General features: G+C 60.7%; 21 protein-coding genes. 9 read left to right on the top strand and 12 right to left on the bottom strand.

All coding sequences use genetic code 11. The features are described from left to right. Position 1 precedes the first annotated feature (1 nt). Positions 2–199 (top strand): YbdD/YjiX family protein, encoded by a 198-nt coding sequence (locus GQX66_RS02185; RefSeq protein ID WP_003228401.1) that lies wholly within the window; start codon positions 2–4, stop codon positions 197–199. Between the two features lie 88 nt (positions 200–287). After that, on the top strand, positions 288–1,259 hold the full coding sequence (yjiA, locus tag GQX66_RS02180) for a GTPase (RefSeq protein ID WP_085747701.1): 972 nt from the start codon (positions 288–290) through the stop codon (positions 1,257–1,259). Between the two features lie 13 nt (positions 1,260–1,272). On the opposite strand, the gene GQX66_RS02175 is transcribed toward yjiA, so the two are convergent. The 5 genes from GQX66_RS02175 to GQX66_RS02155 all read right to left on the bottom strand — a co-directional run bounded on the left by GQX66_RS02175 (position 1,273) and on the right by GQX66_RS02155 (position 9,681). Next, positions 1,273–1,968: a GntR family transcriptional regulator gene (locus tag GQX66_RS02175; protein ID WP_240865869.1), complete on the bottom strand. Its 696-nt coding sequence runs from the start codon at positions 1,966–1,968 to the stop codon at positions 1,273–1,275. Positions 1,969–1,992: 24 nt separating this feature from the next. Then, positions 1,993–2,697, bottom strand: a complete 705-nt coding sequence (locus tag GQX66_RS02170; protein ID WP_102686328.1) for a FadR/GntR family transcriptional regulator — start codon at positions 2,695–2,697, stop codon at positions 1,993–1,995. 49 nt (positions 2,698–2,746) lie between these two features. Continuing rightward, the gene (locus GQX66_RS02165) at positions 2,747–4,060 is read right to left on the bottom strand and encodes a C4-dicarboxylate transporter DctA (RefSeq protein ID WP_236180416.1); all 1,314 of its coding nucleotides are present in this window, start codon (positions 4,058–4,060) and stop codon (positions 2,747–2,749) included. A 278-nt stretch (positions 4,061–4,338) separates the two neighbouring features. After that, complete coding sequence (glyA, locus tag GQX66_RS02160) at positions 4,339–5,592, bottom strand: serine hydroxymethyltransferase (RefSeq protein ID WP_007950978.1); 1,254 nt, start codon at positions 5,590–5,592, stop codon at positions 4,339–4,341. Between the two features lie 240 nt (positions 5,593–5,832). Then, entirely contained in the window at positions 5,833–9,681 is a 3,849-nt protein-coding gene (locus GQX66_RS02155) for a bifunctional diguanylate cyclase/phosphodiesterase (protein ID WP_240865866.1), read from the bottom strand. 285 nt (positions 9,682–9,966) lie between these two features. On the opposite strand from GQX66_RS02155, the gene ettA reads away from it, so the two are divergent. Together ettA and gdhA are read left to right on the top strand one after the other, a co-directional pair. Next, positions 9,967–11,631, top strand: a complete 1,665-nt coding sequence (gene ettA, locus GQX66_RS02150) for an energy-dependent translational throttle protein EttA (RefSeq protein WP_007950976.1) — start codon at positions 9,967–9,969, stop codon at positions 11,629–11,631. Positions 11,632–11,824: 193 nt separating this feature from the next. Beyond that, the gene (gene gdhA, locus GQX66_RS02145; RefSeq protein ID WP_085747705.1) at positions 11,825–13,162 is read left to right on the top strand and encodes an NADP-specific glutamate dehydrogenase; all 1,338 of its coding nucleotides are present in this window, start codon (positions 11,825–11,827) and stop codon (positions 13,160–13,162) included. Positions 13,163–13,172: 10 nt separating this feature from the next. On the opposite strand, the gene GQX66_RS02140 is transcribed toward gdhA, so the two are convergent. The 4 genes from GQX66_RS02140 to GQX66_RS02125 form a co-directional block, all read right to left on the bottom strand. Further along, positions 13,173–13,667, bottom strand: a complete 495-nt coding sequence (locus tag GQX66_RS02140) for a GreA/GreB family elongation factor (protein WP_240865863.1) — start codon at positions 13,665–13,667, stop codon at positions 13,173–13,175. Positions 13,668–13,737: 70 nt separating this feature from the next. After that, positions 13,738–14,094 (bottom strand): hypothetical protein, encoded by a 357-nt coding sequence (locus GQX66_RS02135; RefSeq protein ID WP_007950973.1) that lies wholly within the window; start codon positions 14,092–14,094, stop codon positions 13,738–13,740. A gap of 84 nt (positions 14,095–14,178) precedes the next feature. Then, a complete protein-coding gene (locus GQX66_RS02130) occupies positions 14,179–16,032 on the bottom strand; it encodes a DUF4105 domain-containing protein (RefSeq protein WP_236188794.1) in 1,854 nt (617 codons plus the stop codon). Between the two features lie 92 nt (positions 16,033–16,124). After that, on the bottom strand, positions 16,125–16,613 hold the full coding sequence (locus tag GQX66_RS02125; RefSeq protein WP_007950971.1) for a DUF3015 domain-containing protein: 489 nt from the start codon (positions 16,611–16,613) through the stop codon (positions 16,125–16,127). Between the two features lie 301 nt (positions 16,614–16,914). On the opposite strand from GQX66_RS02125, the gene GQX66_RS02120 reads away from it, so the two are divergent. Next, positions 16,915–19,353: an ATP-binding protein gene (locus GQX66_RS02120; protein WP_102716618.1), complete on the top strand. Its 2,439-nt coding sequence runs from the start codon at positions 16,915–16,917 to the stop codon at positions 19,351–19,353. Positions 19,354–19,594: 241 nt separating this feature from the next. Further along, the gene (locus tag GQX66_RS02115) at positions 19,595–19,924 is read left to right on the top strand and encodes a hypothetical protein (RefSeq protein ID WP_007950969.1); all 330 of its coding nucleotides are present in this window, start codon (positions 19,595–19,597) and stop codon (positions 19,922–19,924) included. A 21-nt stretch (positions 19,925–19,945) separates the two neighbouring features. Here GQX66_RS02115 and GQX66_RS02110 read toward each other — a convergent pair whose 3' ends face one another. Then, positions 19,946–21,775 (bottom strand): hypothetical protein, encoded by a 1,830-nt coding sequence (locus GQX66_RS02110; protein WP_240865860.1) that lies wholly within the window; start codon positions 21,773–21,775, stop codon positions 19,946–19,948. Between the two features lie 162 nt (positions 21,776–21,937). On the opposite strand from GQX66_RS02110, the gene GQX66_RS02105 reads away from it, so the two are divergent. The 3 genes from GQX66_RS02105 (at position 21,938) to GQX66_RS02095 (ending at position 23,612) form a co-directional block, all read left to right on the top strand. Then, complete coding sequence (locus GQX66_RS02105) at positions 21,938–22,426, top strand: TIGR00645 family protein (RefSeq protein ID WP_007950967.1); 489 nt, start codon at positions 21,938–21,940, stop codon at positions 22,424–22,426. 135 nt (positions 22,427–22,561) lie between these two features. Then, entirely contained in the window at positions 22,562–22,867 is a 306-nt protein-coding gene (locus GQX66_RS02100; RefSeq protein WP_074691490.1) for a DUF6482 family protein, read from the top strand. A 127-nt stretch (positions 22,868–22,994) separates the two neighbouring features. After that, complete coding sequence (locus GQX66_RS02095; RefSeq protein ID WP_007950965.1) at positions 22,995–23,612, top strand: FKBP-type peptidyl-prolyl cis-trans isomerase; 618 nt, start codon at positions 22,995–22,997, stop codon at positions 23,610–23,612. A 49-nt stretch (positions 23,613–23,661) separates the two neighbouring features. On the opposite strand, the gene GQX66_RS02090 is transcribed toward GQX66_RS02095, so the two are convergent. Both GQX66_RS02090 and GQX66_RS02085 read right to left on the bottom strand, forming a co-directional pair. After that, positions 23,662–23,919, bottom strand: a complete 258-nt coding sequence (locus tag GQX66_RS02090) for a hypothetical protein (protein ID WP_007950964.1) — start codon at positions 23,917–23,919, stop codon at positions 23,662–23,664. Between the two features lie 207 nt (positions 23,920–24,126). Continuing rightward, positions 24,127–24,468, bottom strand: coding sequence for a zinc ribbon domain-containing protein YjdM (locus GQX66_RS02085; protein ID WP_007950963.1), 342 nt, complete (start codon positions 24,466–24,468; stop codon positions 24,127–24,129). Between the last annotated feature and the right edge of the window lie 90 nt (positions 24,469–24,558).

Raw genomic sequence — 24,558 nt, 5'->3', positions numbered from 1 at the left:
CATGTTCAATGACCTGAGTCGCCTCGGTAAATACCTCGGTCAGGCCGCGCGCCTGATGGTCGGCATGCCCGACTACGACACCTACGTCGAGCATATGCAGACCAAACACCCGGACAAACCGGTGATGAGCTACGAGATGTTCTTTCGCGAACGTCAGGAAGCCCGTTACGGTGGCAAGGGTGGGCCGAAGTGCTGCTGAGCCGCTGATCGTGGTTCAGCAGAGATAGGTGGGAGCAGGTCTTTCGGCCTGCTCCCATTTTTATTTGTGCAATTGAAGGAGATCGAGTTTGTCTTCTCCCATCCCGGTCACGGTGCTCAGCGGTTTCCTCGGCGCCGGCAAGACCACCTTGCTGCGCCATCTGTTGAAAGCCGAGCACGGCCTGAAAATCGCCGTGATCGAAAACGAATTCAGCGACGCCGGCATCGACACCCAATTGCTGGGCGACGAGCCGGTGCAAGTCATGACCCTGGCCAACGGCTGCGTCTGCTGCACCATCCACACCGATTTGACCAAGGCCTTGTACCTGCTGCTTGAACGACTGGACAGCGGCGAAATCGCCTTCGATCGGCTGGTCATCGAATGCACCGGCCTGGCCGACCCGGCTCCGGTGGCGCAGACTTTTTTCATCGACGAAGAACTGCGCGAACGTTATCTGCTCGACGGCATCATCACCCTCGTCGACGCCGCTCACGCCGAACTGCACCTGACCCAGACCATCGCCCAGGCGCAGATCGGTTTTGCCGACCGCTTGCTGGTGAGCAAGACCGATCTGGTGGACGAGGCTGCGTTCACCGCGCTTAGCGAACGCCTGACTCGCATCAACCGCCGTGCACCGATCCGCGTGGTCGAGCACGGCAACATCGATCTGGCCGAATTGCTCGATGTGCGCGGTTTCAACCTGAATGCCGATCTCGGCGGCGGGGTGAGTCTGCGGCCGGTGAGCAAGGCGCCATCCATCGACCGGATTTCCAGTCTGGTGCTGCGTACCGATCAGCCGCTGGATATCGATCAGCTCAGCGAATTCATGAATGAACTGTTGGAAGAGCACGGCAAGCAATTGTTGCGCTACAAAGGTGTGTTGAACATTGCGGGTGAAGATCGGCGGCTGGTGTTCCAGGGCGTGCTGAAACTCTACGGCTTCGACTGGGATACCGAGTGGGCCGAGGGCGAGGCGCGGGAAAGCGTGATCGTGTTTATCGCCGACGATTTGCCGGAAGAGAAAATCCGGGCGGGTTTTGCCAGGGTGGCGGCGAACTGAGTCCGCCGCGCTTTCAGTGAGTGGAGCCGCTGAGAATCGTCTGCTCCAGGTGATCCAGATGACGGTTCATCAGCGACACCGCCTCGGCAGCGTCATCACGCTCGATCGCCTCGACGATCCGGGCGTGATCCTGCCAGCCGCAACAGCTGTGCGTGGTTTCTGTGCATCGCGCAATCGCCAGTGAGGTCAGCGGCACCAACGTGCCGAGAAAATGCGCCAACGGTGCATTCCGCGCCATTTTCGCTACCTGCAAATGAAACTCCCCGGACAAGCGAATCGCCGCCCCGCGCCGATCTTTATCCACAGCCTGGCGTTCGCGTTCGATCAACGCTCGCAGGCGCTTCAGATCTTCAGCCTGCGCATGCTGACAAGCCAATCGCACCAGCGTGTTCTCGGCCAGACGCCGGGCGTGCAGGGCCTGACGTGTCTGCTCGGCATCCGGCGCAGCCACTCGTGGTCGATGGTTGGCCCGCAGTACGATGATCTGTTCGTGGGACAGTTGGGTCAGCACCCGACGCACATCGGCGCGGCTGACGCCGAACATCTGCTTGAGACTTTCTTCGGTGAAACGGCTGGCGGCATCGATGCGTTGCTCGAGGATAGCGTCGAACAGGCGCGGATACAGGTCGTCCACCGGCGCATGCAGGCGGGAGAAGGGCAGGGCCGTCGAGGTCGAGCGAGGGTGCGATGGCGTGGCAAGGCTGTTCATGGCCGGTCTCCAGTGTGAGGCGTTTCAGTGGCTCAGGTTGTCATCCGGAATATTCAGCTCGATACCCATCCGCTGGCCCTCACGCAAAATGTGCCGGCGCATTTCGGCGCTGGCCTGGGCGCTGTTCTTGCTGCGGATCGCGCGCACCACGGCTTCGTTTTCCTCGAGGCGTTCGGCCAGATGCTCCGGTGAATTGCGCAGCACTTCGGCGCTTTGCTTGAGGGCGTTGCTGGTCTGTTGCACCACGCTCTGGAAAATCGGGTTCGAGGTCAGGGTGAACAGCTCCTCGTGGAACGCGATGTAGGCGCTGACCCCGGCCTCGCTGTCGCCCGCTTCGAGGGCTTCGCGCATGTCCATCAGGGTCAGGCGCAGCTGCCCGACTTCCTTGCTGCTGATCGACTGCGCTACCAGACCGACAATGAACGGTTCGAGGGTGTAGCGCAGTTGCAGCACGTCTTCGAGGCTTGCGCCGGCCACTGCGCTGTCGTGGCTTTGAGTGTCACTGGCCTGCGCGTCGAGCACCACCACGCCTTTGCCCGGCATCGAGCGCACCAGACCGAGGGTTTCCAGCACGATCACCGCTTCACGCAGGCTCGGGCGGCTGATGCCCAGTTGCTCGGCCAGCTCGCGCTGCCCCGGCAGCATCTCGCCGGAGCGCCACTGGCCACGGGCCAGCGCGGCCCGGAGTTTTTCCACCACTGAGTTGACGACGGTTGATGTAGTAATCACGTGTTCGCTCCATGAGCCGTGCCTGCATTGGCGCCGGCACGGCGCTCATTCAGAATTCTTTGGCCGCCGCTTGAGCGACCGTTTTTCTCGGCTGAAAGTTATAGCCCTGCTCGCCGTTGAGCACCTTGTTCGCCCGCTGCACGTCGATGTCCTTTTCCCAACGGGCGATGGCCACGGTGGCGACGCAGTTGCCGATCAGGTTGGTCAGCGCGCGACCGATGCCCATGAACCAGTCCACCGCCAGCACCAGCACCAGACCGACCACCGGAATCGCCGGGATGGCCGTCAGCGTGGCCGCCAGAATCACCAGCGCCGACCCCGGAATGCCGTGGGCACCTTTGGAGGTAATCAGCGACACCAGCAAAATCGTCAGCAGATCGGTCATGGCCAGTGGCGTGCCGGTGGCGTTGGCGATGAACACGATGGCCAGGGTCAGGTAGATCGAAAAGCCGTCGAGGTTGAACGAGTAACCGGTAGGAATCACCAGCCCGACGGTCGAGCTGCCGATGCCCAGATGTTCCAGCTTGCGCATGATCTGCGGCAGCACGGCATCGGAAGAGGCGGTGCCCATGACGATCAGCAGTTCTTCACGCAGGTACTTGAGCAGCGGCCACATGCGCAGGCCGGAAAGACGCATTACCAGACCGAGAATCAGCGCGACGAAAGCGATGCAGGTCAGGTAGAACAAACCGACCAGGCTGCCCAGGTGTTGCAGCGAATCCAGGCCATATTTGCTGGTGGTGAAGGCGATGGCGCCGAACACGCCGATCGGTGCCAGACGCACGATCATGCCCATGATCCGGAAGATCACGTGGCTGAGCTCGTTGATCAGCCGCGAGATCCCGGAAGCCGCTTCGCCCACCAGATTCAACGCGCTGCCGAACAGCACCGAGAACAGCAGCACTTGCAGAATGTTGTTGTCGGCAAAGGCGCCGAGTACCGAGGTCGGGATCAGGTCCATCAGGAATTGGGTGGTGGTGTGCATGTGCTGGCCGCGTTCGGCGATGTCGCCCATGTCGGCGGCGGACAGCTGCTCCAGATGGATGTTGGCGCCGCTGCCGATCCCGGTGGTGAAGGCGAACACCAGACCGATCACCAGGGCGATGGTGGTCAGCACTTCGAAGTAGATCACCGACTTGAGGCCGATGCGCCCGACCTTCTTCAGGTCGCCGGCGCCGCTGATGCCGCTGACCACCACGCAGAACACGATCAGGCCGATGAGCATCTTGATCAGTTTGATGAAACCGTCGCCGAGCGGTTTGAGCTGGGCCGAGTATTCAGGAAGGGTCAGCCCGCAGACGATGCCGAGCACCAGTCCGAGAACCACTTGGAGGAAGATTGAACGCGAGCACCATCTGAGCATGGGAGGAATCCTGGTCGGTGTCCTGGCTGCCGTGCGCGGGGCGCATCAGATTCAGGACTTAATTATTGTGGTCTTACCGGTATGTCCAGTGCGGGTGCAGTCTAGGCGCTGTTTTTTACGGATCGCAAGTGAAAAATGACGAATTGGCATGACCGGTCTGACCAGTTGGGCGCGAGACCCCGACCTTGAGCCATTTAGCGTTCGAAACTTTTTTGCGGGCGAAAAAAAACCGGCCAATCACTTGGCCGGTTTTTCATGCTGCGGGTTTAACGTCGCAATTAAGCGCCGTATACCGGCAGTTTCTTGCAGATGGCTTTGACTTTCTCACGAACGGCGTCGATCACCGCTTCGTTGTTCAGGTCAGCCAGGATGTCGCAGATCCAGCCCGCCAGCTCTTTGCACTCTGCTTCCTTGAAGCCGCGAGTGGTCACAGCCGGAGTACCGAAGCGCAGACCGGAGGTGACGAACGGGGAGCGTGGGTCGTTTGGCACGGAGTTCTTGTTTACGGTGATGAACGCTTTGCCCAGAGCGGCGTCGGCGTCTTTACCGGAGATTTCCTGCTTGATCAGCGACAGCAGGAACAGGTGGTTTTCAGTACCGCCGGAAACCACGTCGAAACCGCGCTCGATGAACACGCCGGCCATGGCCTGGGCGTTTTTCACCACTTGTTGCTGGTAAGCCTTGAACTCTGGCTGCAGTGCTTCCTTGAAGCAGATCGCTTTGGCGGCGATCACGTGCTCCAGCGGGCCGCCCTGGGCGCCCGGGAATACGGCGGAGTTCAGCTTCTTCTCGATGTCGGCGTTGGCTTTGGCCAGGATCAGGCCACCACGTGGACCGCGCAGGGTCTTGTGGGTGGTGGTGGTCACGACGTCAGCGAACGGAACCGGGTTCGGGTAGACGCCAGCGGCGACCAGACCGGCTACGTGAGCCATGTCGACGAACAGGTAGGCGCCAACCTTGTCGGCGATGGCGCGGAAGCGCGGGAAGTCGAGGATCTGCGAGTAGGCAGAGAAACCGGCCACGATCATTTTCGGCTTGTGTTCAACCGCCAGACGCTCGACTTCGTCGTAGTCGATCAGGCCGTTGGCGTCGATGCCGTACTGGATGGCGTTGTACAGCTTGCCGGAGGAGGAAACGCTGGCGCCGTGGGTCAGGTGACCGCCGTGAGCCAGGCTCATGCCCAGAATGGTGTCACCGGCCGACAGCAGGGCCAGGTAGACAGCGGCGTTGGCTTGGGAACCGGCGTGCGGCTGAACGTTGGCGTAGTCGGCGCCGAACAGTTCCTTGGCGCGGTCGATGGCCAGTTGCTCAACGACGTCGACGTACTCGCAACCACCGTAGTAGCGCTTGCCCGGGTAGCCTTCGGCGTACTTGTTGGTCAGTACCGAGCCTTGAGCTTCCATCACCGCTGGGCTGGTGTAGTTCTCCGAAGCGATCAGCTCGATGTGTTCTTCCTGGCGCTGGGCTTCTTGCTCCATGGCGGCAAAAAGATCGGCGTCGTACTTGGCAATAGTCAAATCACGGCTGAACATGGCGGTCCTCAAGGATCGGGGGCAGAAAAGGGGGGCATTCTAACCCATCGGGTTTTGGATGGCATATGAAACGACATCATGTCGCAGACAAGTGGCGTTCATGCGTGGATATACGGTGATTGTGCCGGCCAAATCGCCAGCAGGCTGGCTCCCACAGTAATCGCGATAGCCTGCAAATTCCCTGATCGGCATCAATCCTTGTGGGAGCCAGCCTGCTGGCGATGGCTTCCCCACAAAGTCTCAGTCGAACATGAACAGCGCATCATTGCTGAACTGCGCCTCGAACCGTCCCGCCGGCATCGGCCGCCCGAACAGATAACCCTGAACCTCGTCGCAACCATGCTCGCGCAGGAAGTCCAGTTGTTCATGGGTTTCCACGCCCTCGGCGATCACCGCCAGATTCAGGCTGTGGGCCATGGCGATGATTGCCCGGGCGATCTGCGCGTCCTGCTCGCCGGACGGCAGGCCGTCGACGAAGGTGCGGTCGATCTTCAGCACGTCGATCGGGAATTGCTTGAGGTAGTTCAGCGACGAGTAACCGGTGCCGAAGTCGTCGACCGCGATGCTCAGGCCGAGGTTCTTCAGGCCGGCAAGGATCTGCATCGCCTCGCTGACTTCGCGCATCAGAATACTTTCGGTCAGCTCCAGCTCCAGGCACGCCGGCGGCAGGCCGGTTTCCTTGAGGATGGTGGCGATCCGCGTGCCGAGCTGGCCATCGGAGAACTGCCGGGCGGAAATGTTCACCGAGACCTTCGGCACGCGCACGCGACTCTGGTGCCAGGTCTTCAGCTGACGGCAGGCCTCGCTGATCACCCAGTCGCCGACGTCCACCACCAGCCCGAGTTCTTCGAGCACCGGGATGAAATCCCCCGGCGGCACCAGCCCGCGACGCGGATGACGCCAGCGCAGCAGGGCTTCGGCGCCGGTCAGGCGTTTGCCGTCGCCGCTGAACTGCGGCTGGTAATACAGCACGAATTCGTTCTGCTCCAGCGCGTGGCGCAGATCGCTTTCCAGCTCCAGACGCTCCAGCGCACTGGCGTTCATGTCGGCCTGATAGAACTGGAAGTTGTTCTTGCCGCGCTCCTTGGCGTGGTACATCGCGGTGTCGGCGTTCTTCATCAGCTGGCTGAGTTCGTTGCCGTCCTGCGGGCTCAGGGCGATGCCGATACTGGCGGTGACGAAGAACTCGCGGCCTTCGAGCACGAACGGTCGCACCAGACTGGCAAGGATCTGCTCGGCCACGTGGATCGCACGGTTCAGTGCCATTTCGCGGCTGGAGCGGTGTTGCAGCAACAGGGTGAATTCGTCGCCGCCCATCCGCGCCACGGTGTCGTCATCGTCGACGCAGGCCAGCAAGCGCGTGGCCATGTCCTTGAGCATGCGGTCGCCGGCGGCGTGGCCGAGGGAGTCGTTGATCGGTTTGAAACGGTCGAGGTCGAGGAACATCAGCACCACCCACGACTTCTGCCGTTCAGCCGATTGCAACGCGGTGTGCAGACGATCCTGGAACAGCGTGCGGTTCGGCAGGTGGGTCAGGGCGTCATAGTAGGCGAGGCGGTGAATCCGCTGCTCGCTGGCCTTGCGCTCGCTGATGTCGCTGAAAAAGCACACGTAACTGGCCAGATCGCCCTCGTCATCGAGCACCGCAGTGATGCCGACCCACGCCGGGTAATGCTCGCCATTGCGGCGCTTGAGCCAGACCTCACCTTCCCAGGTGCTGTGCTGATGCAACTGCTTGAGCACGTAGCGCAGGTGCGCGTCCTGCTGTTCGTCGACGGTCAGCATGTTCGGCAACTGGTCGAGCACTTCGCTCACCGCGTAGCCGCTGACCCGGCTGAACGCCTCGTTGGCCTGGACAATGTAACCGGCCGGGTCGGTGATCAGGATCGCCGAAGTCGAGTGCTCGAATACCGTGGCCGCCATGCGCAGGTCTTTCTCCGCACGGCGCTGCTGGCTGATGTCGCGACCGACGCCGAGCACGCCTTCGAAGGCGCCATGTTCGTCCCACACCAGCACCAGACGCAGTTCGATCGGGATCTTGCGACCGTCGGCGCGCAGGCAGTCGAACAGGAACAGCTGGGTCTGCACCTGGCTGCGCAAAATCACCAGTTGCTCGGGTTTGCCCAGAGCTTTGCTGACCCGATCCATCAGGTGATAGATGCCGCTCAGTTGCTGCGGGTTGGCGATGGTCGATTGCCAGCCGTTCTGGAAAATCCATTCGGCGTCATAACCCAGCACCGCTTGCACCGACGGGCTGACGTAGTTCAGCGACAGCTGGCTGTCGGTGGAGAAGATTACGTCGCTGATGCTTTCGGCGAGCATCCGGTAGCGTTGTTCGCTGTCGCGCAACGATTCGCTGGCTTCGATCTGCTCGGTGATGTCCTTGGCCACGCCGATGATCCGCGTGACCTGATCGTGCTTGTCCCGGGCCAGCGCCTGTTCGCGAATGTCGAAGCGCCGCCACTTGCCGTCGCGATGACGGAAGCGCAGCTGACATTGCAACAACTGGCTGTAACCAGCGTGACGCTGCATCTGCCGCGAGCGATGGTAATAGTCGGCGTCTTCCGGGTGCAGGAGGATTTCCCAGAAGTACTCGCCCATCTGATGCAGTTCGGTGCGGTTGTAACCGAGGGTCTGGCCGAGGTGGTGGTTGCTGAAGATCATCCGCTGGCTGATCACGTCCTGCACATACAGGTGATCCGGCACGGTACGCACCACGTCCGACCAGAAACCTTCGCGCTCCAGCAGCGACAGTTCGATCAGCTTGCGGCTGGTGATGTCGTTGATGCTCAGGATCACGGCCTTGTAGTCGTGCTGTTCCTGCGGCAGGCGCAGCACCAGCCACAGGTGCTGGTCGCGGCCATTGATGTCCGGGAGCTTGATTTCCAGTTCCAGCTGTTTCTGCTGCTGGAGTACGGCGTCGAGCACCTGATTGCCGATGGCGCACTGACTGTGCGGCTGACCGTCGATCAACAATTGCCAGGCGTGGTCGCAGGAATTGACGTTGAGCAGTTGCAACGCAACCTGGTTGACCTCGGTAACCCGCAGTTCCTGGAGCAATTGCTGGCGCTGCGCGGGCTGGTCGAGCCATGCCTTGAGCTGGTCGCTGGTCTGGATCTGGGCCTTTTCGAACAGCTGCTTGAGCCCCGAAAGATCCAGCACGCACAACGCCACGCCGGTGCCTTCGAAAATATCCTGATAACGCCGACGCCCTTCATGCACCTGACGCTGACGGCGGCGCATGTTGAGCAGTGCGATAAACGGCAGCAGCGAGAGCGCCAGGCCCAACAGGCATTTGCCGATGAACGCCGGCAGCAGTTGTTCGAGCACGTGCTGGCGGTCGAACAGGCCACGCAGTTGCCAGTCGCTGCTGCTCAGCGGCACGGTCAGCACGCTGTTGGCCAGATCGTCCGGGGTCAGGACGCTGGTGCTGCCGATGGGCATCGCTTCGTCGCGGCTGATGATCTGATGGTTGATGCGATTTTCCACCAGCCACAGAGGACGGATCCCGGTTTCGCCCTGTTTGGTCAGTGCTTTAAAAAAGGTGGGTGTCAGCCGCAGTGCCCAGTAACCGCGAGTGCTGCCACTGGCCTGATGCAACAGCAGATGCACCACCGAGCCGTCGTCGTCATTGCTGAAGTAATGCGCCTGAGCGCGGCTGCGGCGTACCAGATCGCTGAGGTAATCGGCGTCTTGGCTGTCAGTCGCGCTGTCGCTGAGGATTTTTCCGGAGGGGCTGAGCAGGGCCAGGCTGCGCAGGTCGGGCAGCGACTTTTGAAGTTTGCGCAGCAGCGCCTGCTGTTCGTCGGCCGACTGCGGTTGTTCGACGATCGGTAGCAGGTTGAGGGCGATCTGCGCGTTCAACGCCATGTTCAGGCTGACCTGCGCGGCGAGGTCGGCGGTGTAGTCGATGGTGTACTGACGCTGGTTTTTCTGGGTTTCACGCAGTTGATCGAGCAGCTGCCAGAACAGCAGCGCCAGCAGCAAAAGCACCAGCGTCGCCAGCGCGCCTTTCAATGTTCCGCGCAGGGACGAGCCGGGCGCCGGTTGGGTGCTGCTCACAGAGGCTGGCGGAGTGACGTTGGACAAGCTGTAATCCTGCGGTCTGGCTGGACTGGCGCGACGTGCACTATAAGCCGGACGCCCAAGGGCGGCTAGCATGCCTTGAGTTGTGGCGAAGTGCCAGCCCCACTCGGCTGGACTGCCACCGGTCATTCAGGTAGCTTTGCCGGTTACGCGGGAGCGTTCCAGCTCCTAGACTCAGACTTTTTCAGCGCGCACGCATTGATGACCATCAAGTGAACGACGCGCATCGGTCTGGCCGGGCATCGCCTGCGCTCCAATCATTCATCTGTCACTGACCCAAGGTTCTCCATGGCTCAATACGTCTTCACCATGCATCGGCTGGGCAAAGTTGTTCCGCCGAAGCGGGAAATCCTGAAAAACATTTCGCTGTCTTTCTTCCCCGGCGCCAAGATCGGCGTACTCGGCCTCAACGGTTCGGGTAAATCCACGCTGCTGAAAATCATGGCCGGCGTCGACACCGAGTTCGAAGGCGAAGCGCGCCCGATGCCGGAACTGAACATCGGTTACCTGCCGCAAGAGCCGCAACTGGATCCGACCAAGACCGTGCGTGAAGTGGTCGAGGAAGCGGTCAGCGTGATCAAGGATGCGCAAGCGCGTCTGGACGAGGTCTACGCCGCTTACGCCGACCCGGATGCCGACTTCGACAAGCTGGCCGCCGAACAGGCCAAGCTCGAAGCGATCCTGCAGGCCAGCGACGGTCACAACCTGGAGCGCCAGCTGGAAGTCGCCGCCGATGCGCTGCGTCTGCCGGCCTGGGACGCCAAGGTCGAGCACCTGTCCGGTGGTGAAAAACGTCGTGTGGCCCTGTGCCGTCTGCTGCTGTCCGCCCCGGACATGCTGCTGCTCGACGAACCGACCAACCACCTGGACGCCGACTCCGTTGCGTGGCTCGAACACTTCCTGCACGACTTCCCGGGCACTGTGGTAGCGATCACGCACGACCGTTACTTCCTGGACAACGTCGCCGGCTGGATTCTGGAACTCGACCGCGGCGCGGGCATTCCTTACGAGGGCAACTACTCGGGTTGGCTGGAAGCCAAGTCCGATCGTCTGGCCCAGGAATCCAAGCAGCAATCGGCTCACGAAAAAGCCATGAAGGAAGAACTGGAGTGGGTGCGCAAAGGCGCCAAGGCCCGCCAGTCGAAATCCAAGGCACGTCTGCAACGCTTCGAAGAAATGCAGTCGCAGGAATTCCAGAAGCGTTCGGAAACCAACGAGATCTACATCCCGGCCGGTCCGCGCCTGGGCGACAAGGTCATCGAATTCAAGAACGTCACCAAGGGCTACGGCGATCGCGTGCTGATCGACAATCTGTCGTTCTCCATGCCGAAAGGCGCCATCGTCGGCGTGATCGGCGGTAACGGTGCCGGTAAGTCGACCCTGTTCCGCATGCTGATGGGCAAGGAAACCCCGGACTCCGGCAGCATCGAAATCGGCGAAACCGTACAACTGGCCTGCGTGGATCAGAGCCGCGAAGATCTGGACGGCAGCAAGACCGTGTTCCAGCAGATCTCCGACGGTTCCGACCAGATCCGCATCGGCAACTACGAGATCCCGTCGCGTACCTACGTCGGTCGCTTCAACTTCAAGGGCGGCGATCAGCAGAAGTTCGTCAAGGACCTGTCCGGTGGTGAGCGCGGTCGTCTGCACCTGGCGCTGACCCTGAAGGAGGGCGGCAACGTCCTGCTGCTCGACGAACCGTCCAACGACCTCGACGTTGAAACCCTGCGTTCCCTGGAAGAAGCCCTGCTGGACTTCCCGGGCGCTGCCATTGTGATCTCTCACGATCGGTGGTTCCTTGACCGCGTCGCGACTCACATCCTGGCGTACGAAGACGACTCGCAGGCGGTGTTCTTCGAAGGCAACTACACCGAGTACGAAGCCGATCGCAAAAAGCGCCTCGGCGAAGCAGCGGCCCAGCCACACCGGGTACGCCACAAGAAGCTGGCCTGATTACGGGTTGGTTGCATGAAAAAGCGGAGCCTTCGGGCTCCGCTTTTTTTTGCCTGCAATGCAGGCTGTTTTATACCTTGTGTACTATTTGTTTTCATAAATGCGACATTTTTGTCTGTTGCTGTGTACATGTCGTTTGTTACAGTCCGGCTCAATCGCTTCCAACGACAACAAATCTGCCGAGACTTTTCCCATGATCGAATCCGTCGAATCCTTCCTCGCCCGTCTGAAAAAACGCGATCCGGATCAACCCGAATTCCACCAGGCCGTCGAAGAAGTCCTGCGCAGCCTGTGGCCGTTTCTCGAAGCCAATCCGCACTATCTGACCTCGGGGATTCTGGAGCGCATCTGCGAGCCGGAGCGGGCGGTGGTGTTCCGCGTGTCGTGGGTCGACGATCAGGGCAAGGTTCAGGTCAATCGCGGTTTCCGCATCCAGATGAACAGCGCCATCGGCCCGTACAAGGGCGGATTGCGTTTCCACCCTTCGGTGAACATGGGCGTACTGAAATTCCTCGCCTTCGAACAGACCTTCAAGAACTCCCTGACCTCGTTGCCCATGGGCGGCGGCAAGGGCGGTTCGGACTTCGATCCGAAGGGCAAGAGCGACGCCGAAGTCATGCGTTTCTGCCAGGCGTTCATGAGCGAACTGTACCGCCACATCGGTGCCGATGTGGACGTGCCGGCCGGTGATATCGGTGTCGGCGCACGAGAGATCGGTTTCCTGTTCGGCCAGTACAAACGCCTGAGCAACCAGTTCACCAGCGTGCTGACCGGAAAAGGCATGACCTATGGCGGCAGTCTGATCCGCCCGGAAGCCACCGGTTTCGGTTGCGTGTACTTCGCCGAGGAAATGCTCAAGCGCCGCGAGCAGACCGTCGAAGGCAAACGCGTGGCGATCTCCGGTTCCGGCAACGTCGCGCAATACGCGGCTCGCAAAGTGATGGACCTGGGCGGCAAGGTGATTTCCCTGTCCGACTCCGAAGGCACGCTCTATTGCGAGGCGGGCCTGAGCGAAGAACAGTGGCTGGCGCTGCTGGAACTGAAGAACGTCAAGCGCGGACGGATCAGCGAATTGGCGGCGGCATTCGGCCTGGAGTTCCGCGCCGGTCAATTGCCATGGTCGTTGCCGTGCGACATCGCGCTGCCATGTGCGACCCAGAACGAACTCGACGCGGAATCCGCCCGCACCTTGCTGCGCAACGGCTGCATCTGCGTGGCCGAAGGCGCGAACATGCCGACCACCCTCGAGGCTGTGGATCTCTTTATCGAAGCCGGCATTCTGTTCGCGCCGGGCAAGGCATCGAATGCCGGCGGCGTGGCGGTGAGCGGTCTGGAAATGTCGCAGAACGCCATGCGCCTGCTGTGGACCGGCGGCGAGGTGGACAGCAAGCTGCACGGGATCATGCAGTCGATTCACCACGCCTGCGTGCATTACGGTGAGGAAAACGGCCGGATCAACTACGTCAAAGGCGCGAACATCGCGGGCTTCGTCAAAGTCGCCGACGCGATGCTGGCGCAAGGCGTGGTTTAAGCAACGGTGCTCAAGAGCGCTCGATGCGGATCACTTCAATCAGTTGATCACCGGCCGGGCGCTGCCAAAGCACTTCATCGTTGAGCCGCGCGCCAAGCAGCGCACGGCCCAGCGGTGAAGCCCAGTTGATCAGGCCGTTGGCCGCATCGGCCTGATCCTCGCCGACCAGTTGCACCCGACGCTCGGTGTCGTGTTCGTCGGCGTAGGTCACCCAACTGCCGATCTGCACCTTGTCGTTCGACGTCGGGGCCGGCGCGACCTGAGCGCTGGCGACCCGTTGATTGAAATAACGCAAATCCCGCTCGAGATCGGCCAGCCGCTGCTTGTCGGCCTGTTCGCCCTTGGCGGATTGTTCGGCGTGCAGGCTTTGCAGCTCGGCGACTTTCGCCTGCAACTGGGCAAGGCCTTGCGGCGTGACGTAATTGGGCTGCGTGCTGACCTGCCGTTCGACCGGCTGATCGGCTTGCGCAGCGGCGTTGTCTTCGTTGACGAAAGCGCGACTCATGGTGGGCTCCTGTTATAGCCGTTGGGCCATGGTCGCAGGCAAAAGGTTTCGCTGGATGTCTGGAAGCGACCTACTGTGAACGATAGGCCCGCGCTGCGCCCTGATCCTTTTCCTGCTGCCAGGCGCGCTCGCGTTCGTCCCAGTGCTCGTTGCGATACTGTTCGCGATCCTTGTTTTCCAGCATCGCCTGACACTGACGGAAGCCGTCGCTCCAGCCCTCGGCGTATTGCTTGTCCTTGAGATAGCGCGGCACGTTCTTGCGAAACTCGCCGCTGATCGAGCCGGCCGCCTGGCGACCGCTGATGCACCCGTCATCGAAACCATCGGCGAACGCCGGTGGATAACCCTTGGCAATCAGATCTTCGTGGGTGCTCTGACAGCCGCCCAGCAACAGCAACACGCCCGCAAAAACCGCACACCGCCACATCACACTCTCCCGCGCCGTCACACGGCTGATAGGGAAAGTCTAGAAGCGGATTCGTCGATGGGGGGTGAAAGAAAGATCAAAACCTCAGTAGTGATACCACTTCACTTCCAGCATCACCTCGGTCTCCGGTGTGGCCAGATGGCTGAACTCGCGCTGGGCGCTCAGGCGCAGGCCGAGGTTGCGCGACAATTCCCACTGCTGGTTCAGACTCAGGCTACGGCGCACTTCACCATTGAAGAAGTAATCGCCTTTGGCCTCCAGGCTGAGATTGCCCAACGGGTTTTTCCACAACACGCCGGTATTGAAACCGCCGGCGGGGGAAACGAACTCGGCGAAATCATTATTGTGTTCAACGCGCACCGTGCCGAGGGCAAAACCCAGCACATCGTCACCCAACGCCCAGGTTCCGCCGCCGCCACCGTTGACGTGGCTGACCAGCGTCTCGTCATCATGCTTGCCCGGTACACGTTCAAGACCACCGGTGACCTGCCACGACAGCGGCTGCAACAGCGCGTTGCGCGGCGTCAGCGAGCGGATGGTCGCCAGATCCAGTTGCTGAAATTGCCAGTGATTGCCTTCGTACTGGCGCAGCTTCATCTGCAGAATTTCGATCTGCGCACCGAGGGGGAAACTCTCGGCGTTGTCGTTGAGGTCGTGATAGGCCATGCGCAAGCCGTACTCGCCGAATGCGCGGTCACCGCGCGTGCCGAGACCGGCCTGCCAGGTGCGCGATTCATGGCCGTCCTCGGGCAGACCCGGTTGTGGAATTTGCAGCTCCGGCGCCGGGTTCTTGTTGATCGCCCGCAGCAGTTCGAAACTGCGCTGCGCCCGCTGTGGATCACGCTCCTGGCCGTTGGCGCGGTAGCGCTCCAGCCGATACGCCGCGTCAACAATCAGCGCCTGGCGATCCCGGGGCAGGGCCTGGAAGGCTGGATCCTGCAATTGCTGCTGGTCGGCGCTGACTTTCAGCACCCAGTCCTGTTCTTCGCCGCTCAAGGGCTCGGCACGGCTGAGCAGTTCGCGCTCGCGGGACGGACGATATTCGATGTGCTCGACCAGCCCGGCTTCCTTCACCGCTTTGACGGTGTCGGTGGGGATCGCCGTCAGCGGGAATTGCTCGGTCAGGCGCAGGCTCGGGCGCGCCACCTGCAACAGTTCCAGCAGGCGATAGGAGCAGTTTTCATCGAAGAAGAAGTAGTCGAACTGGATCTGCTTCAGCTCCCACACATGCTCGACCATCCGCGCTGTTTCGGCTTGCGTCAGATTGAGCCGGTATTCCCAAAGGTCGCGGTTTTCCAGGCTGCGGTATTCCGAGAGTTTTTCCTGATAGGGCACCAGCGCGAACAATCCCGGATAACCGCCCATCAGGCCTTTCCAGGCGTACAGGATGCTGTTGTCCGAGCCTTCGATGTAGGCGCCGAAGTTGATCGCGTAGCTGAGCAGAGAAGTCTTGTCGCTTTGTACGTCAGCCTGGTCGATGCGCAGCAGGGTGTGGCCGAACATCGACGACGGGCTGTTGAGGTAGGCCGCCGGGAAAATCATCACCGCGCTGTGGGGCGAGACGTCCTTGAACCATTTCTTGAATTCGGCGCAGTCCGGCGTCGGCAGGTCGGTCAGGTTGAGTTGATCTTTCAACCAGCGGGTGCGTGCCGGGTAAACGCACTGTGCGTGTCGCTCACCGAGACTGGCCGGGGCGTACAGCGCTTGCACGGTGGCGGCCAGTTCGTGGTCGGGGTGTTCGTTGCCATCGGGGGCAAGAAAGAATTTTTTGTCGCTGACGTAGCTGCGCCAGCCACCGAGCTTGGCGGTTTCGTAATGACCGAGGGAAATCCAGAAGCGGTCGTTGGCCAGTTGCTGCAAACGTTGAGGGTCGATGTGAGGCGCGGCGGACAGCGGGGCGCAGACACACAGCGCCAACCAGGCAAGGCGTTTGAGCATAAATGGCAACTTAAGTCGAAAGAAACAAAGACCCAAGGAGGGCGGGCCGAAAAAATAAAACCCGCTTCCCGAAAGAAGCGGGTGGGTCGAGCTTAAGCCTGAGTCGCGTACTTGGCCAGACGTGGGTCTGCCTTCAGAACGGCCAGGGTGTTGGTATGCACGTCTTCGGCGGTCACGTCAGCCTTGCTGAAGATCTGCTGGAAGTGCTCGTGAGTGACGGCGGCGAAGTGCGCACGGTCTTCCGGCGCCACGCCCAGTACCACGGCATAGGTCGTCAGCGCTTCGCCGTTGCCTTTTGCCATGTCTTCGGACAGCTCGTTCATCATGCCATTCATGGCAAACCAGGATTTGCCGCCATAGGTCAGCGAAGCGTTGGTGGAGCAACCGTTGGTGCCGGACGTCATGCCGAACGTGGCGTTGCCGGAGGTGCCGTTGGTGGTGGATGCCAGGAAGTGAGCCGGAGTGCCACGCTGACCTTCGAACAGCATGTTGCCCCAACCGCAATCCGGGCCGCCTGGAGCTTGCGCCATTGCGTTGATGGATACAGCGGTGAAGAGAGTACCGAGAAGAATCCGTTTCATAGCTTTGTTCTCTTTATGTGCATACCAATGGACAGGGTTCTGGCCCCCCAAGCTCTGTACGAAACAGATCAAAACGAAGCCAGTGGGCCGGTATTAGTTCCAGCCGCGCAGTTTGGAGTTTAGGCACGTTCCCGGGGTTCCGTGATTTTTTACAAAAGATTTGGTGATAACCCCGGTTTCACTCGGGCTGGGTCATGGTTGGCCGGTTGTCTATGCTTTGTCGTGTGGCGCGCCTTGCCAGTGGGGCTCGGGCAGCGCCAGAATGCCGCTATCTGCCCCGCCTGATTGTTAAGGAAGCCCGATGCCTGATCCTGTTGCTGCCAGCTTGCGTCTAGCGCCCGAAGCGCTGACCCGTCCGTTTTCCGCTGAACAGTTCAGCTTCACTACCACCAATGATCTGGAGCCCTTTCGCGGTGTGCTCGGCCAGGAACGTGCGGTCGAAGCCTTGCAGTTCGGTGTGGCCATGCCACGCCCCGGTTACAACGTGTTCGTCATGGGCGAGCCCGGCACCGGCCGGTTCTCGTTCGTCAAACGCTACCTGAAGGCCGAAGGCAAACGCCTGCAGACCCCGGCGGACTGGGTCTACGTCAACAATTTCGATGAGCCGCGCGAGCCCCGCGCCCTGGAATTGCCGTCGGGCAGCGCGGGTGCCTTCATCGGCGATATCAACGGCCTGATCGATAACCTGCTGGCGACCTTTCCTGCGGTGTTCGAACACCCGTCCTACCAGCAGAAGAAGAGCGCCATCGACCGCGCCTTCAACCAGCGCTACGACAAGGCGCTGGACGTCATCGAACGTCTGGCCCTGGAAAAAGACGTCGCCCTGTACCGCGACAGCAGCAACATCGCCTTCACCCCGATGCTTGAAGGCAAGGCGCTGGACGAAGCCGAATTCGCCCAGTTGCCGGAAACCGAGCGCGAACGCTTTCACGACGATATTTCCGGTCTCGAAGAACGCCTGAACGAAGAATTGGCGAGCCTGCCGCAGTGGAAGCGCGAGTCGAGCAACCAGTTGCGTCAGCTCAACGAAGAAACCATCACCCTGGCCTTGCAGCCCTTGCTCGCACCGCTGTCGGAGAAGTACGCGGAAAACGCCGCGGTCTGCGGTTACCTGCAGGCGATGCAGGTCTATCTGCTGAAAACCGTCGTCGAGCAACTGGTCGATGACAGCAAGACCGATGCGGTCGCGCGCAAGCTGCTGGAAGAGCAATACGCCCCGAGCCTGGTGGTCGGCCATCCGGCCAGCGGCGGTGCGCCGGTGGTGTTCGAGCCGCATCCGACCTACGAAAACCTGTTCGGCCGTATCGAGTACACCACCGATCAAGGCGCGCTCTACACCACCTATCGCCAGTTGCGCCCGGGTGCACTGCACCGCGCCAACGGCGGTTTCCTGATCCTTGAAGCGGAAAAAATGCTCGGCGAGCCGTTCGTGTGGGATGCGCTCAAGCGCGCCCTGCAATCGCGCAAGCTGAAGATGGAATCGCCGCTGGGCGAGATGGGCCGTTTCGCCACCGTGACGCTCAACCCGCAGCACATTCCGTTGCAGGTCAAAGTGATCATCATCGGCGCCCGTCAGCTGTATTACACGCTGCAGGACCTCGATCCGGACTTCCAGGAGATGTTCCGCGTTCTGGTGGACTTCGACGAAGACATCCCGATGGTCGACGAAAGCCTGGAGCAGTTCGCCCAGTTGCTGAAAACCCGTACTTCGGAAGAAGGCATGGCGCCGCTGACCGCCGACGCGGTGGCGCGTCTGGCGACTTACAGCGCGCGTCTGGCCGAGCACCAGGGGCGTTTGTCGGCGCGGATCGGCGATCTGTTCCAGCTGGTCAGCGAGGCGGATTTCATCCGGCATCTGGCCAACGATGAAATGACCGATGCCGGCCACATCGAGCGTGCGCTCAAGGCCAAGGCCACCCGCACGGGGCGGGTGTCGGCGCGGATTCTCGACGACATGCTGGCGGGGATCATTCTGATCGACACCGACGGCGCGGCGGTCGGCAAATGCAACGGTTTGACCGTGCTCGAAGTCGGCGACTCGGCGTTCGGTGTGCCGGCGCGGATTTCCGCCACGGTGTACCCGGGCGGCAGCGGCATCGTCGACATCGAGCGTGAGGTCAACCTCGGTCAGCCGATTCACTCCAAGGGCGTGATGATTCTCACCGGGTATCTGGGCAGCCGTTATGCCCAGGAATTCCCGCTGGCGATTTCCGCGAGCATCGCGCTGGAGCAATCCTACGGCTACGTCGATGGCGACAGTGCGTCGCTGGGCGAGGCGTGCACGCTGATTTCGGCGTTGTCGAAAACCCCGCTCAAGCAGTGCTTCGCGATCACCGGCTCGATCAACCAGTTCGGTGAAGTGCAGGCGGTGGGCGGGGTCAACGAGAAGATCGAAGGCTTCTTCCGTCTCTGCGAAGCACGCGGGCTGACGGGCGAACAGGGCGCGATCATTCCGCAGGCCAACGTCGCCACCTTGATGCTCGATGAGAAAGTACTGGCGGCGGTGCGTGCCGGGCAGTTCCACGTTTACGCGGTGCGTCAGGCCGACGAAGCGTTGAGCCTGCTGGTGGGCGAGCCGGCCGGTGAGCCGAACGAAGAGGGCGAATTCCCGGAAGGCAGCGTCAACGCGCGGGTAGTGGAGCGCCTGCGGGTGATTGCCGAGATGATCAGCGAAGAGGATCTGAAAGAGGCCGAGAAGGAACTGGCGCAGGAGGCGCTGGCGGAGGCCAAGCCGGCCTGAGTCAGCGGCAGTCAAAAAACGGGAGCCTTGGCTCCCGTTTTTGTTTTGTCGCGAACGTCGGCAAAAGTGCCATCACTCTGGCGTCAATATTCACACAATGACCATTCGGCGCCTTCTGGTTCTGTGCGGCTTGCGCGCCGGACTTTTCTTCTATTCTCTGCTCAAGGACATCGACAGTATCACTGGATCGAAACAGCTCTTCAGCAAGGGCTGAACACCGGCTTTACCGAGGGTCGCCGCCATGTCGCGCAACCTCTGCCTTACCCGTCAATGCCTGGGTCTCGTGACCCGTATCGAATGCGCCATCAAGCCGTTGGCCGGCGATAACGGCATGTGGACGTTGCTCTTCGCCGCCGGCATGGCCGGTGAACAACCTTCCGCCATCAAGGCCCAGGGCCCGTTTCACGGGCCGATCGCCGCCGAGTCGATTCTCGACACCATCGTTGAAAGCCTGACGATGCATGGCTATGAGCTGGCCAATGATCCACAGATCTGGTCGTTGCATCTGCAGGCGCAGTTGCGGCAGATCAACGGTGGACGCGGACGCAGCATCGGCACTTTCGATCACTAGAGTGCCGATCATCAGTGTCGATCAGGGTGCAGCGCCCTGGGTCTGCGCCTTGTCGAGTTTGACCTCAAAGCCGTATTGCACGGTGGCGAGGTCGGTTCGCTGGTAGGTTTCCACGCGCGTCGGACGGCCGTAGAAATAATGCACGCCGAATAACGCCGGCCCTTCGGCGCTCGCGTCGTGGCTGACCGACAGAATCTGCTTCAGGTAATGACCGCTGTCGTCCTTGACGAAGAATCGCCATTCGTTGGCCGGGTATCGCTTCAAATCCACCACCAACGCGTTGTTCCTGATTTCCAGACCCTTGGGCAGGGCCTTGGCTTCATAAACCTGTTTGTCCACCGTGGCCAGGAACAAGGGCATCGAGCCGACGGCAATCGCCGGGGTTTCCGGGAACAGGTTCAGGTCGTAGGTGATGGTCGCCTGTAGTGGATCGACCTGATACGCCTCGGGCGGCAGTTCGATCGGCTCGTCGAGTTTGCCGTTGTGCTTTTCCGTGAAGAACGTCACCGGGCTTTCGCCGGGGCTGAAGTCGTCGCCGAGCATTTCATCGTTGAAGGTTTTGCGGTGGTCGAATTCGATGCGCGCGGCGCTCGGCTCTTCAACCGACTGGCGGATATGAACGCCGCTTTTCAGCTGTTCTTCAGTCAGGGACGCGCCTTTGAGCCATTCGGGCGCCTGATCGTCGTAGACAGTGATCGGCAGGTCGAGCGGCTGAACGGTTTTTTCCGTGGTGTGCGGATCGAATTCGCGCACGGGCAGATCCAGAGCTTTGCGGGTGACGGTCGCTTCGGAAAAATCCAGCAGGCTGACTTCGAGGCTGTCGATCGGGCCGTTGAAGTACACCTTGTTGTAGTGGCGCGGATGCTGCTGTTCAAAGGCCTGTTGTTCATCGTCCAGCTTCTTTTCGAGCGTCTCGCTCCAGGCTTTTTGCTGTTGCAGGTACGCCAGCTGTTTTTGATAGAACGCCACCTGCTCGGGATTTTCGTTGATGGCGCCGGCACGCACCAGATACTGGCCCGTCGAGTCGCGGGCCTGGACGATCAACGGATTGAGTCGGATGTTGGCGACTTCCGGGGCGAGCGGCAGCTGGTTGCTGAACTCGAGTTCGGCGTAGTGCGTGTCCAGTTTCAGCAGGGTTAGGCTGAGATTGCCGTCGGAGCGGGTCTGGCCGACGTCCTTTTTATCCAGATTGAAACTGTGCAGGCGTTTCGGGGCGATGACTTCCACCTGGCCTTGCAGGCTGACCGGACGCGGCAGGTTCTTCTTGTCGACATTCAGCCCTTCGATGAACGGGTAGGTGACGGTCAGGTCATCGGGGTTGGTGACGTTGGAGCTGGACGGACTCAACTGAATGCCCGGATCGGTTTCCGACCATTCCGGCTGATAGGCGATCACCCGTTTGTTGCTCAGGGTGACCGAGTGCCACTCCACGCCATGGGGGAACAGAAAGCCGCCGGGGATGTTGAGCACGAAGGGGAACACCGGTTGCAGATCGGTGAGGTAATCGGAGCTGGAATCCTTGTGCAGCACGAACAGGCCATTGATGAACGTGTCGACCAGCGCCTGGGGTGTCGGGTAATGCCGGAGTACGCCGAGGGCGTCTTCGCCGTATTCGGTGCGGGGCGGTTTGTTGTCGAGCTTCTGTTGCGCGCGTTCGAGCAACAACAGCGAGCCGCCGAGTTCGGTTACGGCGTCCTTGAGTTTGGGGTCGGTGATGGCGTCCAGCGACTGCTCGAACTGCGCAGTCTTTTCTTCGAGACTGACGGCGGGTTTTTCATCGCCGGGCGAACACCCGCCAAGCAACAGGGCGAAACAAATTCCGGCAGTCGATATCGGCAATCGCACATCCATTTCCAGTCTTCCTGTGCACTGTCGCTGGGCTGTCAATGGTTTGGACACTAGCAGAAAAACTTTGACACACACACGCAGGTGGCGGATTTCCGGGCGGTTTCTGGCTGTCATGGGCGGCTGGTATACTCGCCGCCGATTTCAACCCTTCTTGTGTGAGAGTCAATGGAACGCTTTATCGAAAATGCAATGTACGCCACGCGCTGGCTGCTGGCGCCGATCTACATCGGGCTGTCCCTCGGGCTGCTGGCGCTGGCATTGAAATTCTTCCAGGAAGTGTTTCATGTCATTCCCAACGTCTTCTCCATGGCCGAGTCCGAGCTGATTCTGGTGCTGCTGTCGCTGATCGACATGGCGCTGGTCGGCGGCTTGCTGGTGATGGTAATGATTTCCGGCTACGAGAACTTCGTGTCCGAGCTGAACATCGATGAAGGCAAGGAAAAGCTCAGCTGGCTGGGCACCATGGACTCCTCGTCGCTGAAGATGAAAGTGGCGGCGTCGATCGTGGCGATCTCCTCGATCCACCTGCTGCGGATCTTCATGGATGCCAAGAACGTCGATCCCGAGCACCTGATGTGGTACGTGATCATCCACATGACCTTCGTGATCTCGGCGTTCGCCATGGGTTATCTGGACAAGCTCACCAAGCACTGATGAGCTGACGATTGCTGTAACAAAACCGCCCGTCTGTTGCGAAACAGACGGGCGGTGTCGTTTGTGGCTTGTACTTTGATCCGCCGAAGCATATCCCTGTAGGTCTCAAGACTCGCCACCGCGTGAGGTGCGTTCATGAACCTGCAAGAGTTGAATGCGTTTGCCGTCGCCAGAAAAGTCGACGAACTGAACCTGATCTCCATGGAAGGCGGGATCTATCTGCTGGAGGCCCGGATGCATGGCGCGGCGTACCCGCTGAGCGATCCGCAGGGGAAAATGCTGACGCTGCGCTCGGTCGAGCATGCCCGGGATGTGCTGCATAACTTGCCGGTACTGCCGTTCAACCTGGTGCACACCTCGGTGCACGATGAAATGTGCGGTCTTGGTGCCAGTGGCGAAGAAAGCCTGAAGGTGCCGCTGGCCTGGCGATCCGCGCTGTAGGCCCCCGGGGCCTGATCAATGCCGGAACATCTGTGCTAGTCTGCTCGCCCTTTTGGTTCCGGGCGCGTCGGGACGCGCTGTGTACGCACGGCATGTCCTGAGGCCGTCCGCACAGCGGAGCAGTGTCATGTCCGAAGTAAATCTGTCCACCGACGAAACCCGCGTCAGCTACGGCATCGGCCGTCAGCTGGGTGACCAGCTGCGCGACAACCCGCCACCGGGTGTCAGCCTGGACGCCATCCTGGCCGGCCTGACCGACGCCTTCGCCGGTAAGGAAAGCCGTGTAAGCCAGGAAGCCATGTCCGCCAGCTTCAAGGTGATCCGCGAGATCATGCAAGCCGAAGCCGCTGCCAAGGCTGAAGCGGCCGCTGGCGAAGGCTTGGCATTCCTGGCTGAAAACGCCAAGAAAGAAGGCATCACCACGCTGGCTTCCGGCCTGCAGTTCGAAGTGCTGACTCAAGGTGAAGGCGCCAAGCCATCCCGTGAAGACACCGTGCGTACTCACTACCACGGCACGCTGATCGACGGCACTGTGTTCGACAGCTCCTACGAGCGTGGCCAGCCGGCTGAATTCCCGGTGGGCGGCGTTATCGCTGGCTGGACCGAAGCCCTGCAACTGATGAATGCCGGCAGCAAATGGCGTCTGTACGTGCCGAGCGAACTGGCTTACGGCGCTCAAGGCGTTGGCAGCATCCCGCCGCACAGCGTTCTGGTGTTCGACGTCGAGCTGCTCGACGTTCTGTAATCCCGTTACCCTGCACAAGCGTGGCTTGTGCAGGGTTTCTCCGCCGATCTCATACTTCGATCTTGTTGTGCAGTTCACTGGTCGGGCGCAAGGCCCGGGCATAGCAGAACAGGAACAGATTGCGCACCAGCTCCTTGAGCACCAAGGGCTCGCTGGAACTCAGGCCGCTGACGTCCAGATCCCCTTGATCCTGCAACTCGTGCAGGGCTTCTTCTTCCAGTACGGCGCAGACTTCACCGGTTTCCCGATGCAGGATCCTGAGGTACGGGTGCGGGCGATCCAACCAGGCGTCGATCAAATAAGTCATGGGTCTCATCTCCATTGAAAGGGTTTCAATGAGAATAATTCTTATTCGTCAAATAGCAAGCGCCTATTGGCGGTTTGTGATTTTTTGCGGGTAAAGATTGCGTAAGGTCAAAACGGCTGGCGTTTGGCTATCGCGAGGATTTGATGGGGATTGCGGGGGAGGGCGAAGCTCCATCCCACGGCGGGCGCGGGATGGAAGACAGCAGAATCAGACTTTTCTGACGAATTCGGATTTGAGTTTCATCGGGCCGATGCCGTCGATCTTGCAGTCGATGTCGTGGTCGCCATCGCACAGGCGGATGTTCTTGACCTTGGTGCCGACCTTGACCACCAGCGAGGTGCCCTTGACCTTCAGGTCCTTGATCACGGTGATGGTGTCGCCGTCCTGCAGGACGTTACCGACCGAATCTTTTTTCACGGCATCGTCGGATGCCACTTCGGCTTCACCGCCGGCAGACCACTCGTGGGCGCACTCCGGGCACACCAGTTGGGTGCCGTCTTCATAGGTGTATTCGGAATTGCATTTCGGGCAGGGTGGCAACGTGCTCACTAAGGCTCCTTGGAGAGGGGATCGCTAAAAGTCGCACATTGTATAGGGTTTTAGCCGCTGATGGCAGGCAACAAAAAACCGCAGGCTCCA

It is taken from the genome of Pseudomonas sp. B707, from assembly GCF_022496685.1.
Classification (GTDB): Bacteria; Pseudomonadota; Gammaproteobacteria; order Pseudomonadales; family Pseudomonadaceae; genus Aquipseudomonas; species Aquipseudomonas paraglycinae.
This window is presented reverse-complemented; position numbering and strand designations above follow the sequence as displayed.

Excerpts from the sequence above, each read along its gene's own strand:
- GQX66_RS02120 (WP_102716618.1), top strand. The coding sequence starts at position 16,915 with ATGCCTGATCCTGTTGCTGCCAGCTTGCGTCTAGCGCCCGAAGCGCTG.
- ettA (WP_007950976.1), top strand. The coding sequence starts at position 9,967 with ATGGCTCAATACGTCTTCACCATGCATCGGCTGGGCAAAGTTGTTCCG.
- GQX66_RS02090 (WP_007950964.1), bottom strand. The coding sequence starts at position 23,919 with ATGACTTATTTGATCGACGCCTGGTTGGATCGCCCGCACCCGTACCTC.
- GQX66_RS02125 (WP_007950971.1), bottom strand. The coding sequence starts at position 16,613 with ATGAAACGGATTCTTCTCGGTACTCTCTTCACCGCTGTATCCATCAAC.
- gdhA (WP_085747705.1), top strand. The coding sequence starts at position 11,825 with ATGATCGAATCCGTCGAATCCTTCCTCGCCCGTCTGAAAAAACGCGAT.
- GQX66_RS02140 (WP_240865863.1), bottom strand. The coding sequence starts at position 13,667 with ATGAGTCGCGCTTTCGTCAACGAAGACAACGCCGCTGCGCAAGCCGAT.
- GQX66_RS02105 (WP_007950967.1), top strand. The coding sequence starts at position 21,938 with ATGGAACGCTTTATCGAAAATGCAATGTACGCCACGCGCTGGCTGCTG.
- GQX66_RS02175 (WP_240865869.1), bottom strand. The coding sequence starts at position 1,968 with ATGAACAGCCTTGCCACGCCATCGCACCCTCGCTCGACCTCGACGGCC.
- glyA (WP_007950978.1), bottom strand. The coding sequence starts at position 5,592 with ATGTTCAGCCGTGATTTGACTATTGCCAAGTACGACGCCGATCTTTTT.
- GQX66_RS02095 (WP_007950965.1), top strand. The coding sequence starts at position 22,995 with ATGTCCGAAGTAAATCTGTCCACCGACGAAACCCGCGTCAGCTACGGC.
- GQX66_RS02185 (WP_003228401.1), top strand. The coding sequence starts at position 2 with ATGTTCAATGACCTGAGTCGCCTCGGTAAATACCTCGGTCAGGCCGCG.
- GQX66_RS02115 (WP_007950969.1), top strand. The coding sequence starts at position 19,595 with ATGTCGCGCAACCTCTGCCTTACCCGTCAATGCCTGGGTCTCGTGACC.
- GQX66_RS02110 (WP_240865860.1), bottom strand. The coding sequence starts at position 21,775 with ATGGATGTGCGATTGCCGATATCGACTGCCGGAATTTGTTTCGCCCTG.
- GQX66_RS02135 (WP_007950973.1), bottom strand. The coding sequence starts at position 14,094 with ATGTGGCGGTGTGCGGTTTTTGCGGGCGTGTTGCTGTTGCTGGGCGGC.
- GQX66_RS02165 (WP_236180416.1), bottom strand. The coding sequence starts at position 4,060 with ATGCTCAGATGGTGCTCGCGTTCAATCTTCCTCCAAGTGGTTCTCGGA.
- GQX66_RS02100 (WP_074691490.1), top strand. The coding sequence starts at position 22,562 with ATGAACCTGCAAGAGTTGAATGCGTTTGCCGTCGCCAGAAAAGTCGAC.
- GQX66_RS02130 (WP_236188794.1), bottom strand. The coding sequence starts at position 16,032 with ATGCTCAAACGCCTTGCCTGGTTGGCGCTGTGTGTCTGCGCCCCGCTG.